This is a genomic window from Candidatus Synchoanobacter obligatus (assembly GCF_024259865.1).
Taxonomy (GTDB): Bacteria; Pseudomonadota; Gammaproteobacteria; order Comchoanobacterales; family Comchoanobacteraceae; genus Synchoanobacter; species Synchoanobacter obligatus.
Window position 1 is genome coordinate 133,080 of sequence record NZ_JAKUDN010000002.1, and the last position, 15,970, is coordinate 149,049.

The 15,970-nt window shown below is 41.1% G+C and carries 20 protein-coding genes; 6 read left to right on the top strand and 14 right to left on the bottom strand.

Annotated elements, in window-relative coordinates:
• The first annotated feature begins 30 nt into the window (after window positions 1–30).
• The 3 genes from MKS91_RS02385 to MKS91_RS02395 are packed head-to-tail and all read left to right on the top strand — an operon-like array spanning window position 31 to window position 2,283.
• A complete protein-coding gene (locus tag MKS91_RS02385) occupies window positions 31–1,320 on the top strand; it encodes a hypothetical protein (protein ID WP_258569243.1) in 1,290 nt (429 codons plus the stop codon).
• Window positions 1,317–1,937: a DNA repair protein RecO gene (recO, locus tag MKS91_RS02390; protein WP_258569244.1), complete on the top strand. Its 621-nt coding sequence runs from the start codon at window positions 1,317–1,319 to the stop codon at window positions 1,935–1,937. The genes MKS91_RS02385 and recO overlap by 4 nt, the downstream gene beginning before the upstream one ends.
• Complete coding sequence (locus MKS91_RS02395; RefSeq protein ID WP_258569245.1) at window positions 1,918–2,283, top strand: hypothetical protein; 366 nt, start codon at window positions 1,918–1,920, stop codon at window positions 2,281–2,283. The genes recO and MKS91_RS02395 overlap by 20 nt, the downstream gene beginning before the upstream one ends.
• Here the strand turns inward: MKS91_RS02395 and MKS91_RS02400 are convergent.
• Window positions 2,271–3,332: a tetratricopeptide repeat protein gene (locus MKS91_RS02400; protein ID WP_258569246.1), complete on the bottom strand. Its 1,062-nt coding sequence runs from the start codon at window positions 3,330–3,332 to the stop codon at window positions 2,271–2,273. The two genes, MKS91_RS02395 and MKS91_RS02400, sit on opposite strands and share 13 nt — an antisense overlap.
• Complete coding sequence (locus MKS91_RS02405; protein ID WP_258569247.1) at window positions 3,329–3,859, bottom strand: hypothetical protein; 531 nt, start codon at window positions 3,857–3,859, stop codon at window positions 3,329–3,331. The genes MKS91_RS02400 and MKS91_RS02405 overlap by 4 nt, the downstream gene beginning before the upstream one ends.
• A gap of 267 nt (window positions 3,860–4,126) precedes the next feature.
• On the opposite strand from MKS91_RS02405, the gene MKS91_RS02410 reads away from it, so the two are divergent.
• Entirely contained in the window at window positions 4,127–5,068 is a 942-nt protein-coding gene (locus MKS91_RS02410) for a P-loop NTPase (protein WP_258569248.1), read from the top strand.
• Here the strand turns inward: MKS91_RS02410 and MKS91_RS02415 are convergent, their stop codons facing one another.
• A complete protein-coding gene (locus MKS91_RS02415; protein ID WP_258569249.1) occupies window positions 5,069–5,818 on the bottom strand; it encodes an adenylate kinase family protein in 750 nt (249 codons plus the stop codon). It lies immediately after the preceding gene.
• A gap of 154 nt (window positions 5,819–5,972) precedes the next feature.
• Here MKS91_RS02415 and dcd point away from each other — a divergent pair, with 154 nt between their 5' ends.
• The gene (gene dcd / locus MKS91_RS02420) at window positions 5,973–6,542 is read left to right on the top strand and encodes a dCTP deaminase (RefSeq protein ID WP_258569250.1); all 570 of its coding nucleotides are present in this window, start codon (window positions 5,973–5,975) and stop codon (window positions 6,540–6,542) included.
• A 55-nt stretch (window positions 6,543–6,597) separates the two neighbouring features.
• Here dcd and MKS91_RS02425 read toward each other — a convergent pair whose 3' ends face one another.
• The 6 genes from MKS91_RS02425 to MKS91_RS02450 form a co-directional block, all read right to left on the bottom strand.
• Entirely contained in the window at window positions 6,598–7,371 is a 774-nt protein-coding gene (locus MKS91_RS02425; RefSeq protein WP_258569251.1) for a hypothetical protein, read from the bottom strand.
• 81 nt (window positions 7,372–7,452) lie between these two features.
• On the bottom strand, window positions 7,453–7,962 hold the full coding sequence (locus tag MKS91_RS02430; RefSeq protein ID WP_258569252.1) for a hypothetical protein: 510 nt from the start codon (window positions 7,960–7,962) through the stop codon (window positions 7,453–7,455).
• Between the two features lie 148 nt (window positions 7,963–8,110).
• Window positions 8,111–8,707, bottom strand: a complete 597-nt coding sequence (locus MKS91_RS02435; protein ID WP_258569253.1) for a hypothetical protein — start codon at window positions 8,705–8,707, stop codon at window positions 8,111–8,113.
• Window positions 8,708–8,948: 241 nt separating this feature from the next.
• Window positions 8,949–9,482, bottom strand: a complete 534-nt coding sequence (locus MKS91_RS02440; protein ID WP_258569254.1) for a hypothetical protein — start codon at window positions 9,480–9,482, stop codon at window positions 8,949–8,951.
• A gap of 211 nt (window positions 9,483–9,693) precedes the next feature.
• A complete protein-coding gene (locus tag MKS91_RS02445) occupies window positions 9,694–10,362 on the bottom strand; it encodes a hypothetical protein (RefSeq protein ID WP_258569255.1) in 669 nt (222 codons plus the stop codon).
• A gap of 295 nt (window positions 10,363–10,657) precedes the next feature.
• Entirely contained in the window at window positions 10,658–11,008 is a 351-nt protein-coding gene (locus MKS91_RS02450; RefSeq protein WP_258569256.1) for an HU family DNA-binding protein, read from the bottom strand.
• A 195-nt stretch (window positions 11,009–11,203) separates the two neighbouring features.
• Here MKS91_RS02450 and MKS91_RS02455 point away from each other — a divergent pair, with 195 nt between their 5' ends.
• The gene (locus tag MKS91_RS02455; protein ID WP_258569257.1) at window positions 11,204–11,911 is read left to right on the top strand and encodes a DnaA ATPase domain-containing protein; all 708 of its coding nucleotides are present in this window, start codon (window positions 11,204–11,206) and stop codon (window positions 11,909–11,911) included.
• Here MKS91_RS02455 and MKS91_RS02460 read toward each other — a convergent pair.
• Genes MKS91_RS02460 through MKS91_RS02480 form a run of 5 tightly spaced genes read right to left on the bottom strand, consistent with a single transcriptional unit; the run spans window position 11,901 to window position 15,849 of the window.
• Window positions 11,901–12,497, bottom strand: coding sequence for an exonuclease domain-containing protein (locus MKS91_RS02460; protein ID WP_258569258.1), 597 nt, complete (start codon window positions 12,495–12,497; stop codon window positions 11,901–11,903). The two genes, MKS91_RS02455 and MKS91_RS02460, sit on opposite strands and share 11 nt — an antisense overlap.
• Window positions 12,498–13,163: a ribose 5-phosphate isomerase A gene (gene rpiA, locus MKS91_RS02465; protein WP_258569259.1), complete on the bottom strand. Its 666-nt coding sequence runs from the start codon at window positions 13,161–13,163 to the stop codon at window positions 12,498–12,500. It abuts the gene before it with no gap.
• The gene (locus tag MKS91_RS02470; protein WP_258569260.1) at window positions 13,156–13,950 is read right to left on the bottom strand and encodes a symmetrical bis(5'-nucleosyl)-tetraphosphatase; all 795 of its coding nucleotides are present in this window, start codon (window positions 13,948–13,950) and stop codon (window positions 13,156–13,158) included. Before MKS91_RS02470 ends, rpiA begins: the two co-directional genes overlap by 8 nt.
• On the bottom strand, window positions 13,947–15,164 hold the full coding sequence (locus MKS91_RS02475) for an inorganic phosphate transporter (RefSeq protein WP_258569261.1): 1,218 nt from the start codon (window positions 15,162–15,164) through the stop codon (window positions 13,947–13,949). Before MKS91_RS02475 ends, MKS91_RS02470 begins: the two co-directional genes overlap by 4 nt.
• Before the next feature lie 4 nt (window positions 15,165–15,168).
• Window positions 15,169–15,849 (bottom strand): TIGR00153 family protein, encoded by a 681-nt coding sequence (locus tag MKS91_RS02480; protein ID WP_258569262.1) that lies wholly within the window; start codon window positions 15,847–15,849, stop codon window positions 15,169–15,171.
• Window positions 15,850–15,970: the final 121 nt, after the last annotated feature.

Genomic DNA, 15,970 nt, shown 5'->3' on the forward strand with positions numbered 1-15,970 from the left:
CCTATCCATAAGGGAATACGTGTAATTGATTTGGATACCAACAGACAAGACACAGCCATTATTTGGCTTTTATGCACAGGCATCATATGCTATGGCGTCTTTTATAGCGCAAATATTTATATCCTACAGCATATTACCATTGCATCATACGGAAACTTCGCTGTCAGCCTCAAAATACTATCGATGCTTTGTGCATTACTTACGATTGCCAAACAGTTTTCCTTAACCATTTATATGCCTCAATATGAAAAGTCACACAAATACATTCAACGGACTTCTGTCACCACATGGCTCTTTAAAAATCTTTCACTCTCTGCCTTCATTCTTACAATAGGTCTGGCCACAACCTGGTTTTTGTTTTATCTCATTAATAATGAAACTTTCGTCAATGTCTTTCAGGACAGTCCCTTCCACTTTACCCTTTTCTTCTTACCCATATTGGCTTTTTTTATTATCCTGTCTTGCTTAAGCTTGGCTCAGAAATCACTGAATAAAAGCGTGGCATCATTTGTAACTATTTTACCCAACATTCTCATTACTGCCGTATTTATTTTAGGAATATTCACCATCAACACCAAAACCATGTATACCATTGGTTTATTTTTAACCTGCCAAGCGACTGTTCTGGTATTATATTTGTTCATATCTCAAACCCAATATGCACCAAACTTTGCCTCCGGGTACGCCATTCAAGAGCATAATCACTGGTATACCAAGTCTAGCATTTATTGGGCCAGCACCATATCACACCACTTTAGCATTATTTTATCACTGTTAGCGCTAGAAATACTGTCTCCTGAACATTATGTTGGTGAGTATGCCATTATCCTACTATTTGTTATCGCATATTTCGCGCTCATTTCACCATTACATACCTACCTATCTTCACAACTAGGCGTCCTACTTGACACCAACCATGAAAGACTCAACAAACTCATTAAAATTATTAGCAAACTACAGCTTGTCATCATTCTTTTGGGCTGCATTATCACAATCATATTTGGCACTTCGCTACTCGCCTATATTGGCGCACCATTAAGCATTCTCCCACTACTCATCACCGCCATGATACTGTTTGGTCTTGCCATCATCACGTCCATTCCTCTTCGAATAGTGGTTCACTCTGAACTAGGCCATTATGCGCTTTACCTAAAAGGTTTTCGTTTAATCGGGTGCTGCTTACTTCTGTCTGCTTTAATCCCCCGCTATGGCGTACTGGGAGCCATTATTTCAGACACAGTTCCATTAATTATCATCAATATTATAGGTGCCCTCATTTGCTCTAATCGCCTAAAGATAAATGGACTAGCCTTAAAATGACCCCAAACCCTGCTTACATCATTCATGAAAGAGCTCTCAATGAAAAGAAAAAGTTTGTGTATCTCTTTAACCGCAATGATGGCATGAAATCGATAACCACCGCCACTAAAAAAGTACTACACTATTTTAGCCCATACCAGACGACTCAAAATCGACAGCGAACCACACTGCATGCACCACTGTCCTCCCCTCTTATTTTGCAAGGAAGATCTTTATACTGTGGTCTTTATCTCAATGAAGTCATATATAAATTCTGTTATCAGTCTGATCCACACCCATTGCTTTATGATCAATATGTCATCACGCTTGATGCCATCCAATCAGGAATCCCTATTGAAGCAGCTTTAAGACTCTTTGAGCTGCGTTTATTTCAAGCAACAGGTTATGGAATTGACATTGTTCATATTACCGAACCCTATATTGAATTTAACAAACACCAAGGCTTTATCGGAAAAGACAAACCCTCGCAACAAAGCATTCCTCGTATAAAACTACAAGATATGTTATATGACTTCATTCCTTCTCAAGAAGTAAAACTTTTTTTTCGAAATATGATCGGCACACTGACGAATAATACCATACAATCTAGGCGACTATATGAACAAAATATTACTTAAATCCTTTATTTTCTCTTGTATCGCTGCATGGGTCGTAGCAAACGATACTCCCATCATTAATATACTGAACATGAGTGATCAGGACATCCAAGTTAAAATAGCCCCTAACTGCACAGAAGTACTCACCCAAGAGCCCATTCACATAACCAAGCATACACTACAAAAAGATGTATCACTGCCTGAAGATAGCGCTAAAGTTTGTTTACTGGCCCAATCTTCGACCAATCATGAAGAAAAATGGAAGATGCTTGAAATCATGCTTCCAACCAAAAAGTGGGTCATCGTAAATGAGAAGACTGATGAAATTCTCTTAAGCACAGGCGAGTTCACCACTCATGACAACTGATCATCTTGCATCACACTCTCTAACATTTTGACAACATCAGTCACAGCCCCTTCTTGCGCATGAACATAAGACAGAAGGTATTTCAGATGCTTGTTATCACTGTCCTTTTCTAGAAGCTGGTTTAGCAAGGAAATCTTTTGATCATAAGGCACATCAAGGGCCGCCAACAGCGGCATGTCTCGCTCCTGCAAATTACCCACTTGAGCCAAAAGATGCAGCGCCTGTTGGTCACTGCCTTGAGCCAACAGTGCTTTTACGTTGTAGTAAGTCATACTTGGATCAGACTTCAGGCACTTCGGAAGCTGGCTTAACGCTTTACGAAGACCATCCCAATCTCCTTTAGCTATATAACCATCTAAATACACACCTGCGCCCTCAAGAAGTCGAGAATAGACACTGCCTTGATCCACATAACGGCACAATAACGAGTAGTGTTTCAATAATGCTGAATAATGCTTTTTGGGAGAGGCCTGAGCAAAAAAAGCTTGAGCAATGCGTTGATTGTACATGCCGCTATCAATAGCATCGAGCAACATATCCGCAGCAAGGTCCGACTTGCCCCTTTCGGATAATAAATACGACCGAAACCATATAATCCAGCCCTCGGGTACTTTTCTCATACCTTGTATCTGGCTGATAATATCCTCTAATTTTTTAACATCACCCAGTTTATTAACCCAAATGGCATGTAAGATATAGTCTGAAAACTCAGCACAATCTGACTCTAACGGCAAATGTCCAACAGCGATCTCAAAATCATTTGCCAACGCATAAATCATTGCTTGTCCTCTCGCATACTCTCGCTCTTGAACCAATCGTCTCTGACGATAGCTTCGATACTGCTTAGGCAAATACATCAACTGCCGTCCCTGAACAATTAACCATGCACCCAACAAGTAGACCAAAATCACAACCAACAAGACAAACCATGCATTGAGTGCAATATGCGACGGTCCATAGGAAAATGAAACTTGTGCCGCGGACTCATCCAGAAGGATAAACCCTAAAGCCACAACCAGAAACGTTAAATACAATATTGGCCGTATCATCCTCTCTCCTCAAGCGCACAAATTTCTAACAACTGATCTCGAATACCCTGGTGCGTATCACCCAAAGAACTTGCGTACAGCATCAGCTCTTGCTTAATGCCCTCCCAGCCTAGAAATCCTGTTTCTGACGCATGATATGAAAAATACAATAACTGCTGGAGACGCATAAAATCTGGCACCGTTTGCTCTCGTGATGTGATTCTCACCACATTCTTAAGTGCATAATATACTTCTTGATCACCACCCTCATGAATACTTTGCCAAACCGCCAAGACCCGCTTCTGAAAACCCTTCTGAAATGCTTGGCGCGCAACCAAGTCTCCACGAATATCACGACCAACTTCAACAGAAACCGAATCAAGATAGCTCTCAGCCAATTGATATTGCCCGGTAGCTACTGCATGTTTTGCCAATGCCAATATTACCGAACCATCATCTTTAATAGGAGCAACATCAAGTTTAGAGCGATGCTGTAAGGCTACCAACGCTTCACTTTGCTGTACCAAGCGATCTTCTATTGCATTCACCTTGGAAAAGAGCGTTGCTATAGCCAACAAAAGAAAAAAAATCAATGTCGCTAAACCACTCCACTTAATATAACTATTCATCATTGGTCTTAATAAGAATCAACCATTTGTACCATGAATCCATAACACATGCAATAGCTTGCACCATACCATTTCACCCTTTATTTTCTCATTACAATCATCACAGACCTCAACTCTAGCACCTATGATTCTTCTAGCCATATCCCTTTAAAACTGTTAGGATCTCAATAGCAAAAACTGATAGCAATGATGCAAAATTTTTCCCACAATCAAACCATCTACAAGATATTAAGTGGTATTCCTGAGATATCTCAGCTACCAAACATCAACCATATCTTTGACATTCAAGACGGAAGAGTTCGGTTTAAAATCCCAATAGCCCACATCCACAACCAACTGACCATGGCCTTAAGAAAGGAATCTGTCGATTTAACCATTGTTCAAGACATTCCCACTTTTCATAGCAAAAAAACCATGCCGCCAAAAATAAAAAACATAATCGCCATTGGCTCAGGAAAAGGCGGTGTTGGCAAGTCCACAATCACCTATTTACTTGCACAAGCATTACATCATTGTGGCGCAAAAGTTGGCGTACTTGATGCTGATATTTATGGCCCTAGCCAAGGCCTCTTATTTCATTTAGACACAAAACCCAAGATAACCACTGACAAAAAAATCATCCCCTTCAACCGTGACGGGATTCAAGTCATGTCAATTGGTGTTTTGGCACAAACGGAAAAAGCACTCATGTGGCGAGGCCCCATGATCTCACAAGCGTTAATGCAGATGTACTCCCAAACCGAGTGGCAGGACATCGACTACCTACTCATTGATTTACCTCCAGGAACGGGAGATGTTCACCTAACCTTAATACAAAAGCTGGCTTTAACCACAAACCTATTAATTGGAACCCCACACCCTCTCGCAATGCTTGACGTTAACCGCTATAAGAGTATGCTCAACCATCTAGAGTCACCCATCTTATCAACCATTGTTAACTTTGCAGAGAATGACAATCCCGACTCAGACGAAAGCTATGCCATTCCAATGAACACCGCATTTAGAGACACGAAAGCCATAGCGCATCCTGAGTTTATCCAGCTGGCACAGCATCTCTGCGCAAAACTGACTGGCTATTCAGAAGCTACAACCAACCCTTTTGATAACATCCAAATAGCCACAACCTAACTAGCATGACGTCATTGGTCCATCAAGCGCTTTTTGCTGCTGACAGAGCGTTTCCCAAACCTGATCAAAACTTTGGCTTGCATCAACAAATACCATGTTTTTTACCACGCCCTGAGGATTGTCAACCTGCTTTTTAGCCCACGCGACGATAGGAAAAGTCAGCTTATGATAATCTTTTAAGCGCGCCTCAACAATATCTGCTCGATCATCTTCTCTTTGAGCCAGTGGCTCACCAGTTTCGTCATCCTTGCCTGGAACCTTAGGCGGCATATGATCAATATGATACATTCTACCAGAAGGCAAATGAATGCGTCGACCTCCCATTCTTTCTACGATCTTAGCATCCTCAATCTCTAGCACAATCATCAAATCAACTTGAATGCCCACTTGTGCAAAAAACTCACTTTGAGCAATGGTTCGAGGAAAACCATCAAATATGGCTCCTTTTGCATATTGACTGCCTTCCAGCTCTTTTGCCAACAATGACATCACCAAGCTATCTGGCACAAATTTTCCTGCTGACATCAGCTCTTGCACTTCGGAGCCTGGGGTCATATTCTTTTTCAATACAGAGCTCGCTGTAATCACCGGAATGCCTTCTTCTTTTGCCAATTTTAAAGCAAGTGTCCCCTTTCCAGCACCAGGAGGCCCCACCAACACATAATATACCGGGTTTTTATTCACATCATTCAACACGTACACTCCCAAAGCCGCAAAAAAAATACAAAGACCTAATAATAAATATTTCATTTCTATCTCAAATATCCCCGATTAAGTATACAAAGACCTCCTTAAAAAAGCAACTATGCTCTTAATAATACATATGAACCCAAACCAAAGTCTATACCTCGTGAGAGACATAACAATATTTGGTAGAATACCCTATACCAACAAGGAGGATACGATGGCCGCAAAGAACGATAGATGGATACAGCAACAAGCCGCACAAGGCATGATTGAACCCTTTGAGCCCAAACTGGTTCGTGCTGACACCAACGGAGATCCCATTGTTTCATACGGAACCTCTAGTTATGGTTATGATTTACGCTGCGCTGCAGAATTCAAAATCTTCACCAATATGAACTCTACCGTTGTTGACCCAAAAAACTTTGACCCTAAAAGCTTTATTCATGTTGAAGGAAACCGCTGCATCATACCACCCAATTCTTTTGCCCTAGCCAGGTCAGTAGAATATTTCCGCATGCCGAGGGACGTTATCGCCATCTGCCTTGGAAAATCAACCTACGCAAGATGTGGCATCATTGTCAATGTTACCCCAATAGAACCTGAGTGGGAAGGCCATATCACACTAGAGTTTTCTAACACCACGCCTCTTCCAGCATATATCTATGCCAACCAAGGCGTTGCACAGCTGGTCTTTATATCCGCCGACAAGGTCTGCGAGGTCTCTTATAAAGATAGAGCCGGAAAATACATGGGCCAAGAAGGCATTACATTACCAGAAGTTTCCTAAGGCAAAAAAAAACCCGGGAATCCCCGGGCTTTTTATCAATGAGCCAAATGAGTAATTAGGCTTTTCTACAGGCAAGATTGTTAAATCTTATTGTATCGCCAGCCTCTGCCATATCAACCATCTCAAACGCTTCATCTTCCTGGGCAGAAGCACTGCCAGCCAATCTTGCAACCTGACTAACCGACCTTCCAGCCAAATCAGCAACACCAGCTGTTAAGTCAACCGCCATGCGTCCTACCACAGGAGCAACGCTAACAACCTGTCGACGCGCATATGCTGTACCGTTATAGGCCAGACCTGCTGCAAAAAGTCCCATAGCTGCCATACCTCGACCTGCTTCTACTGTAGCTTCACGCACAACAGGCATAACCGGCGCCATTACCTCTGCAGCCTGATTTACGTACTCACCAACAACACCTGCGGCGTTACCAGTCACTTCTACAGTCGCCTCTCTCACATCACGCAAACCGTCTCTCGCAGCAACAGCTCCCTTAGAAGCATCAAAAGCTAGAGCTCTAGCACCGTCATATGCAACATCTGTTGCACGACCAACGACAGTGGTAGGTGCTGGAACTGCATCAATAGCTTCTGCATATAAAGCACGCTCCCTAACTTCGTTAAATCTATCAGCAATATGGGCATTAAGCAGATTTATAGTAGCCTGCCTCTGAGCTTGCTTACGACCAATAAAGCCACGAAAAGCACTCTGAATCTTTACAGCAGCAGCTTGTCTCTCAGCAGTAGCAGCATCATGCCTGTATTTAACAAATAAACCCAAACCAGCCAGTATGCCAGAACCAATTAAAATATTTCTTAAAGATGTTTCCATTTTATTTTCCTATTTTTTTTAAATTTAAAGTATTTTACCAAAAAAAGGCAACAAAGTCAACCCCTTGGTATTGACGGGCTACTATAAGCTTGTGATTAAATATTGATCCATATCGTCTTCATCACTGCTATCTAAAGGGTCGTCTACTTCACCATTACTGCTATAAAAAGAATCGCCCAAGCCGAGGGGGTCAACCCATGTATTCCACTCTTCACCTATAGGCTCTGGCGTACTACTTGCAAACCATACGCTCCAAATACGGTTGGGTAACCTCTGATTAATTGAGTATTCTTCAGCCCGCAAAATTCTTTGAGAGGCGGGGTTGCCTTGAGTATTTAATTGACTCTTACACTGAATATGATTTAAATGATTAACCCGTTCACCCCATAGCCTATAGCCCCCTAAGACAATATGGGCCATTAAAAAAGCGGTTACCCCCGCAAAAGAGAAAGCAACGCTTCCAGCTACAACAAAGACTTGTGGGGAAGCAATTCCTACAGAAAACAGTAACTGATACGCCACAAAACCTGAAACAATGTTAAGTGCCGTAAAACCTAAGAGATCGTCAAATGATTTTATATTAATTTTCATGTTCTTAATAAGTTATTGTTTGATTATATTATACCACAATATCCCCAAAAAAGCAAAACACTGGCCTTAGAGTAAAAGATATAAAAAAGCCCAGAAAAAACCTGGGCTTTTAAGATAACACGATTTTTAGAAAATCGTACGATAGTCTCTATAGATTTTTAGAGAAAGCATCAAATTTATCCCGATCTACTCCCTGGGTAGGATCATAATCAGAACATAAATCATTCACCCGAGATGCCTCCTGAAACCAAGCAACTCTCTCAGCAGCAGCTTTAACCGCAGAAGGCGTCTGTTCAACAGCCTTTACGAACGGAGCAAGCAGATCTATCAAAGTTATCACTGGCAAAAGAAGCAAACACATAACATCTTCTGCATCTTCAGGAAAATACTCTTTAACCGCAACAGCAGCTTTTGAAAAAGCATCTTTAACCGCAGTAGCAGATTTTGAAAAAGCACCTTTCTTAATAGTCACTGAAGGCATCATACCTTTTAGTCCCACAATACCTGAAAATACAGCAGCCGAAGTCTTATAAAGGGCAAAGACAGATACACAAGCTGCACCGAGCCCACAAACCAAAACAGAACCCGCTACAAGCGGCTTTGAAAATGGTACAACAATGACTGCAAGCAATATGTAAGCCGCGAAACCAGAAGTAGAACCAAGCACAGGATATTTTAAAACATTATATACTGCCTTAGAAGCACTAGCAAAATTACTAGGTAGTGTTTTTATAAAGTTATTCATGTTTTTTCTCTTTTTAATTTGGTTATCTTAGCACTTATAATCATATTCGTCAATCCCTCAATTCAAATTACCACCCAAGGTTATTGTTTGATAAAATGAATATCTGCTTTCATATAAAAGGCATGACCAATCATTTACGTTGATTCCCGATTCAATGCTAACATAAAAAAAAAGCCCAGGATACCCCCGGGCTTTTAAGACAAGCATGATTTTTAGAAAATCATGCATCAGATCTTAGACACTAAACATCCATTCCAAGACCATCAGCACTAACAGAAGCAGCAGCATTAACAGGAGCAGCAGCAGCAGCAGTAATATCAACGTTACCATGTACATTTGTAGATCCTGGAGCTTCTGCATTATTAAGCTTGAACATAGCGCCAAACTTTGTCTTAATAGCAGAAAACGAACCTACAACCCAATCTTTAGCAGCTGTTAAAGAATCTTTCACATCAAAAGAAAATGAAGGCATCTTAATAGCAGATAACTTTGTCTTAGCAGAAGAAAACTTATCTTGAACCGTACCATAAGCCGCGGATAACGTTTCTTTCGAAGGCATCATCTTTTTAATATCAATCATTGTGTCGGCTGTAAATTTAGCAGTAAAACCAACAGCAGCAAGCCCTGCTACCAAAACAGAACCAGCAACTAGTGGCTGAGAAAATGGCACAGTAACAACTGCAAGCAAGACGTATGCAACAGTTCCAGATAATACAGCAGCAACAGGCTGACCCAATGCCTTAATAGGCCCAGATTTTAATTTAATGTTATTCATATTTTTTCTCTTTTTTAATTAAAGCTATTACAACAACAATTTTACAACATGTAAACAAGTATTTGTTTTTTTATAACAAACCCCTCTTAATATCCACAACCAATCAAGATATATATTAGCATTTGGATGACACCACAATAGATCCAAAAAATAAAGGAGCAAAAAAAAGCCCAGGTCAAACCCGGGCTTTTAAAGATACAAACAATCCTTGCTAAAAAGAAATAGCAGGACTAATAGCGTTATTACCGGCACCATTGTGAGTATCAACTGTAGCTGTATCCCCACGATACAATTCTACTGATTTACTAGCAGCTTCCTTAACACAGTACAATGAACCTATTACTGGAACAAAACCAGCAATACCAACAGCAATAAAGTCTGCAACTGTTTTCACAATCACAGCTGTAAGCATCGTATGAGACACCCCAGCAAGAACTAGAGCAACCACTAGGAACTTTAAGATACTATTTAGTATCGGTAGAACCCTACTGTTACTCGCAGCATCAGCAGCAACCTTCTCAGCATCAGCAGCAGCCTTCTTAGAAGCAACCTTAACAGCAGCAGCCTTCTTCTTAGCTGCTTCAGCGTTTTTGTCAAACACCTCTGTCATCCTACTGAGCATGCCCTGCATGTCGTTTCGTTCAGCCTTCTCAGCAGCTTCATCAATAATTGCTTCCATGATCGCTCTTTCGACAATACCGTCAAACCTATTAGGAGGAAGGTCTGCATTAAGCAAACAAGAGGTGCTTTTAATGAGACTCCACAATTGCGAATCACTCTCATTAGTATCATCAGCGACTCTGTTAACAGCATTTTCAGTAGTAGACTTTTCAGAAGAATTCGAGTTTTCACCCACAAAGTAGGCACTAGCTTTTTTCATAAGGGACGCAATAACAAATATCATAATTTTAACCTTTTTTATTTTAAGTATCTTAATATACAGCAAAAACAGAAAGAAATCAACAAAAACAAATACCTATCAACATATAGTTATTGTAATGAGCTGATTATATCTTGCTATAACATAAATATTTACTTATGAGCGCCTAGGCTTTAATTGCAAATAAACTATATATGCTTATTGATTAAATTTCTCTATAAGCACGAAGGAAAAACCAGATATATATATGAGGCGATTAAAAAAGCCCCAAAATGGGGCTTTTCGTAAAGGAGCGTTAAGCTGTTTCTTCTTCCTTAACTGGGTACTTTTCAGGTAAGTCCTTTGTCTTAATTGGGAACCTGACTCGAGAAGCATCTACAATATTACGCATCGCACGACCTGGCTTAAAATGCACTCGACCTCTTTTTCCAACACGAACTGACTTTCTGGTTCTTGGGTTACGGGCATCTTTTGGGGCGCGCATTCTAACTTCAAAAGTCCCAAAACCTCTTAGCTCTATTCTGCCACCCTCAACCAGTGTTTGTGTCATAATTTCAAACACAAGAGAAGTTGCGTATGAAATATCTTCTGACTGCCAACTTGAGAATTTATCTCCCAAACAATATTTGAGCTCTGATCTTACCATGAGTTTCTCCAACTAAATAACTTTATTTTCAATGCCAAAAGGTAACATTCCACATAGCCCATGTCAAATAAAATAGCCCATATTTATTATTTATTTTTAAGCTGGAAAATCAACAAAACATCATTATAGACAGAATACTAAATAAATCGTAATATGCAGGGTAATAACCTCAACGTCTTATATTAAGGACACAAAATGACCCATGCGCTACAACAAACCTTAGATCTTTCAATCACAAGCACAAAAACATTTGATAACTTTACCTGCCCAACCAATAGTGATGCAAAAAAGATGTTGGAATATTATATCAAGAACCCTTCTGAGTCGATGATTATTATCGAAGGGAACCAAGGGACTGGCAAAACCCACCTTTTACTTGCAGCATGTCACTTCTTTCAGCAGTCTGGTAGAAGAGCCTCATTTATTCCTTTGCGTAACCCAGCTGATATAGAAATGTTCTTTTCGCAACCTATAGCAGGAGATTTAATTTGTATTGATGATGTTCATCTTGCTACCAAGCACTCTGACTTAGAGCACAACTTATTTCGGCTTTATAACCATGCAGAGCTTTCTGGATCTAAACTCATTTGGAGCAAAAGCAGCCAGTGTCAGTTCCAACGAAAAGATTTGCAATCAAGAGAGCAATCCATGTTGTCTATACAGCTACTCCCCTATACGCCAAATGAAACATATCAAATCCTTATGCAACACTTAGAACAATCCCAATCCACCATTTCTGGAGATATCTGTCAATTACTGATCAAAGACTATACCAGGAACATCAGCAAACTTTTATGTAAATTAAAAGAGATTGAAGCCTACGCACACTCAACCCAGAAAAAAGTTACCATGAAAATGGCACGTGAACTCATTCAGGCGGACATCCACCCACTTACCGCTTAAGACTATCTGCGCGCTTAATTAACTCAGAAAACAAATCCGTGGTCACGGTTGCATCATACAATGCCCCATGGGCCTCTGCTTCATCAAAAGGCATGCCCGCTTTTCTAACCGCACGCGCTAAAACCGTTTCTCTTAAAAAGGCAGCACTCAATGTTGCCGTATCAAAGACCAAGAATTTGTGTAATAACATCGATAACTGCTGTCTGGCAAGTGCCGCCTGAATGAATGACAAGTCAAACTGCCCATTATGGCCAACCAATACCGCCCTGGAACAGTTCAGCTGTTCACAATGGTGTTCTATTCTTGACTGAAGGCGTACCAACATCTCTTTCTCTGATATTGCATATCGAAAGGGATGATCCGGCACAATCTTGGTAAACTCTAGTGCATCTTGGTCCAAAATGAGACCTGGCTCAGGGATCACATGCTCATGAAATGTTTCGATAGGAACCAAAACACCATCTTCATAATCAACAAATATAACAGCAATCTCCAACAACGCGTTTGTTTCAGGATTAAATCCTGCTGTTTCTATATCAACTACGATGGGCAAAAACCCTCTAAATCTTTTTGCCAATTTGTTCACTTAGCTCTCCAAGTCTTCTCTATCATACTTTTTTTCAATAACTTTACCAAAACTATCCACAATATACAATTGATCAAAACGGCGTTTTGCAAATATACCTACTTCAACCACACCACAGAGCTGTAATAACGCCTCTTCTAGTGCTTCTGGATCTGTCATTTCAAACCCCTGCACATCGATGATATCATTACCCAAATCAGTTTTTCCCTGCCGGTATATTGGCACCCCTCCCATGACAACAATACGCCTAGATACTGCTGACCTGGCTTCAGGCAAAACCTCAACAGGGATTGCTTCATTAAAAATATTAACCTGCTTATCATCTGTTAACATTCCAACAAATTTTTTGGCTTCAGTTGCCAATACTTTTTCTAGCGTATGCGCGCCACCTTTGCCTTTCAACGCAATATATGATGGCAGCACCTGATCAACACCATCAATATAGACATCCAATGGACCAACATCATTCAATGAGCGCACCTCAAAACCCAATCCTTCAAGCTGCTCTGTTGTTCTGAGAGAACTTGAAACAAAGAATTTTGGGCAAGCAATCGTTGGTAATAATGCAATCAAACAATCAACCGTTGACCCAGTGCCGATTCCAATCTTAAGATCTGGCTTAATCACCTCTAAAGCAGCTTCTGCTACACGCTGTTTTTTATTCATCCTCAACAACCCTTTTTTGCCTCCAACACTGCCGACTATTGGCATCTATCGCAATTAAATCACCGCCATATACTGCCCCGCCATCTAAATGGATATCTCTTTCTAAGGCTCTACCTTTTAATGAGGCCCAGTGCCCAAACCAAACAGTTTCAGAAATAAGGCGTGGCTTCATATACCACGGCACAAGTTGCAAATTTGCCTCAGGTGGGCCTGTGTTATCTAACGCCAGGACACCATTTTCTTGATAATATCGACACCGGGTGAATATCTGTAAAGCCAAAAATCGTTTGTCTTCTTCTGGCAATTGAGGGTCCCAGCGAAGGACATCAGGGGCATGAGCCTTCTGGAAAAAAAACTCTGGCTGTGAAGAGAGTGCTTCCGATAGCCACCCTGATAGGGCCAACGCCTCACTACTCTGCCACTCAGGGGCAATAGACGCATGAACCAAAAAACCAAAATCTTTCTGAATTAAAAAAGGCTGTTGTTTGAGAAAATCAAACCAATCCGCACTTTTGGGAGAACGAGAGAGCGCCAATAGGTCCTCTCGCTCTGGCGACATGCCGATGTATGAACGAAGCCACGAGATCTCATGATTCCCTAGCACCATTTTTTTATTGGGCAATGAGGCAAAAAAACTTAAGACCTCTTCATTGAAACGCCCTTTACCTATTAAATCACCCAGGCAATACAAACAGTCACTTGAGGCATCAAATGACAGCTGTTTTAATAGCGCCTGTAACGTAAAAAAACAACCATGGATATCACCAACAATGATAGAACGACTCAAAACATAACCCCAAAGACTGCAAAATAGAATATTGAGAACAAAGCGCCAGCAGGTATTGTGATAACCCACGACATGAAGATGCCCCGAACGACGTGTAAATCAACAGCAGCCAACCCTCGCGCCAAGCCTACACCCAACACAGCGCCTACCAGTGTATGTGTTGTCGATACGGGAAAGCCAAACCAAGATGCACCCAAAACAACCATACCCGTTGCTGATTGTGCTGAAAAACTTCTACTAGGAGATAAAACCGTTATTTTGCTACCAACACTTGCCATAATTTTATAACCGAATATCGCCAAGCCAAATACCACACCAGCAGCACCAAAACCAAGCACCCAGGGTGGCAGCGGTGAGCCAACCTGTAAGCTACCAAACTTAAGAATCTCAATAACGGATGCCAAAGGTCCTATCGCATTTGCAACATCATTGGCCCCATGGGCAAACGCCATAATGCACGCAGTTATCAACGCCAACATGCCAAATATTCGCTCCGCTTCTTGACACTTTTGACGATAACTTAAGCCTTTAGACAAGCTTTTTTGCCGCCAATAATATGCCCCACTGACAAAAATAGCGGCAAATATAATACTCAATCCTTCAGAGCCTCTCTGAATGTCAACCTGATCAAGCACAAACTGGCCCGCTAAAAATGCCAAACCACCTATACATGCTGCGAAAAAAGCCAACGCACAATATGCTGGCTCTGCATGCCGCAGCACCAGCTTTTGAACCAACTTAAAGATAATAAACCCAGTTATACCTGAGATTATTGGTGTAACCAGCCAAGATGCGGCAATTGATATAATTTGTATCCATTGAATGTTTGAAGGCCCCTGAGAAACCATACCAAAGCCAACAACGGCGCCAATGATTGAGTGAGTCGTTGAAACTGGCCATCCTTTATTCGTTGCCAGCATCAGCCAGGTTGCAGAAGCCAGCAATGATGCTATCATACCATATGCAAGAACCATCATGTCATTTTGGTAAAATTCTATATCAAGGAGATCATAACGAATGGTATCCGTCACCCCACCACTTCCAAATATTGCACCAAGCCCTTCAAACACTGCAGCAATTAGAATGGCCTGCTTAATTGTAATGACCTTTGATCCTACTGATGTACCCATAGCATTAGCAACATCGTTTGCACCAACCCCCCAAGCCATAAATCCGCCACTAAATAATGCCAAAAAAAACAAAAAGTAATCCATAATACTACCTAGAAGAAATAATAATCAGCTGAGTACCCACTCTTTGAGCCCAATCTATCACAGCAGACAGCTCTTTAACGAAATGGTACCAAAACAACACATCTACTGGGTTATGCTGCGATTCAATTTGAAAAATTTCTTGGCGAATTTTTGCCTGTATCTGATCAGCCTCATCTTCTAATGCATCCAGCTCTGTCACCATTTCTTCCAACATCTTAAGCACCACACCATCAAAACCCGCCTCTAACAAGTCACGCATTTCTCCATTAACATCTAGCGCCTTATTGCATGTCTTAATCATCTGAGCCAATAGCAATCGAACTGAACCTTTAACAGCATCCGGAAAAACCATCTTCCGGCCCATCATTAAACCCATGACGTCCTCTGCTTGATTGGCAATGTTGTCTTGAACCTGAAGGAGTGCCAACACATCTGTTCTTGGAACCGGCAAATATAAATCTGCATGCAGTCTAACCTGTAACTTACGCTTCAAAGCATCCGCATCTGACTCCAAAGAAGATATCTTTTTTGCCACTTTTTCAGCCTTCTCCCATTCTCCCGCCTGACACAAATCATAAAAACCCGGCAGCAAAGAGACACACTCGTGCACAACTCGCATATGCTTTTCTAAACGTTTAAATGGTGATTTTGCAAATATACTAAAAAATGATGGCCGCCTAATCATAAATACCTCAACATCGTCACTCCAAATATCACAAAACACATCAGCCCAATAGCAATCCAGCCTAATGTACCCATGGCCCGTACAAGATCTGAGGTGTTAAAAACCGGTGAATTACTCTGAC

Bases quoted from the DNA above. Each gene is read 5' to 3' on its own strand.
- recO (WP_258569244.1), top strand. From the start codon at position 1,317: ATGACCCCAAACCCTGCTTACATCATTCATGAAAGAGCTCTCAATGAA.
- MKS91_RS02395 (WP_258569245.1), top strand. From the start codon at position 1,918: ATGAACAAAATATTACTTAAATCCTTTATTTTCTCTTGTATCGCTGCA.
- MKS91_RS02400 (WP_258569246.1), bottom strand. From the start codon at position 3,332: ATGATACGGCCAATATTGTATTTAACGTTTCTGGTTGTGGCTTTAGGG.
- MKS91_RS02410 (WP_258569248.1), top strand. From the start codon at position 4,127: ATGATGCAAAATTTTTCCCACAATCAAACCATCTACAAGATATTAAGT.
- MKS91_RS02415 (WP_258569249.1), bottom strand. From the start codon at position 5,818: ATGAAATATTTATTATTAGGTCTTTGTATTTTTTTTGCGGCTTTGGGA.
- dcd (WP_258569250.1), top strand. From the start codon at position 5,973: ATGGCCGCAAAGAACGATAGATGGATACAGCAACAAGCCGCACAAGGC.
- MKS91_RS02425 (WP_258569251.1), bottom strand. From the start codon at position 7,371: ATGGAAACATCTTTAAGAAATATTTTAATTGGTTCTGGCATACTGGCT.
- MKS91_RS02430 (WP_258569252.1), bottom strand. From the start codon at position 7,962: ATGAAAATTAATATAAAATCATTTGACGATCTCTTAGGTTTTACGGCA.
- MKS91_RS02435 (WP_258569253.1), bottom strand. From the start codon at position 8,707: ATGAATAACTTTATAAAAACACTACCTAGTAATTTTGCTAGTGCTTCT.
- MKS91_RS02440 (WP_258569254.1), bottom strand. From the start codon at position 9,482: ATGAATAACATTAAATTAAAATCTGGGCCTATTAAGGCATTGGGTCAG.
- MKS91_RS02445 (WP_258569255.1), bottom strand. From the start codon at position 10,362: ATGAAAAAAGCTAGTGCCTACTTTGTGGGTGAAAACTCGAATTCTTCT.
- MKS91_RS02450 (WP_258569256.1), bottom strand. From the start codon at position 11,008: ATGGTAAGATCAGAGCTCAAATATTGTTTGGGAGATAAATTCTCAAGT.
- MKS91_RS02455 (WP_258569257.1), top strand. From the start codon at position 11,204: ATGACCCATGCGCTACAACAAACCTTAGATCTTTCAATCACAAGCACA.
- rpiA (WP_258569259.1), bottom strand. From the start codon at position 13,163: ATGAATAAAAAACAGCGTGTAGCAGAAGCTGCTTTAGAGGTGATTAAG.
- MKS91_RS02475 (WP_258569261.1), bottom strand. From the start codon at position 15,164: ATGGATTACTTTTTGTTTTTTTTGGCATTATTTAGTGGCGGATTTATG.
- MKS91_RS02480 (WP_258569262.1), bottom strand. From the start codon at position 15,849: ATGATTAGGCGGCCATCATTTTTTAGTATATTTGCAAAATCACCATTT.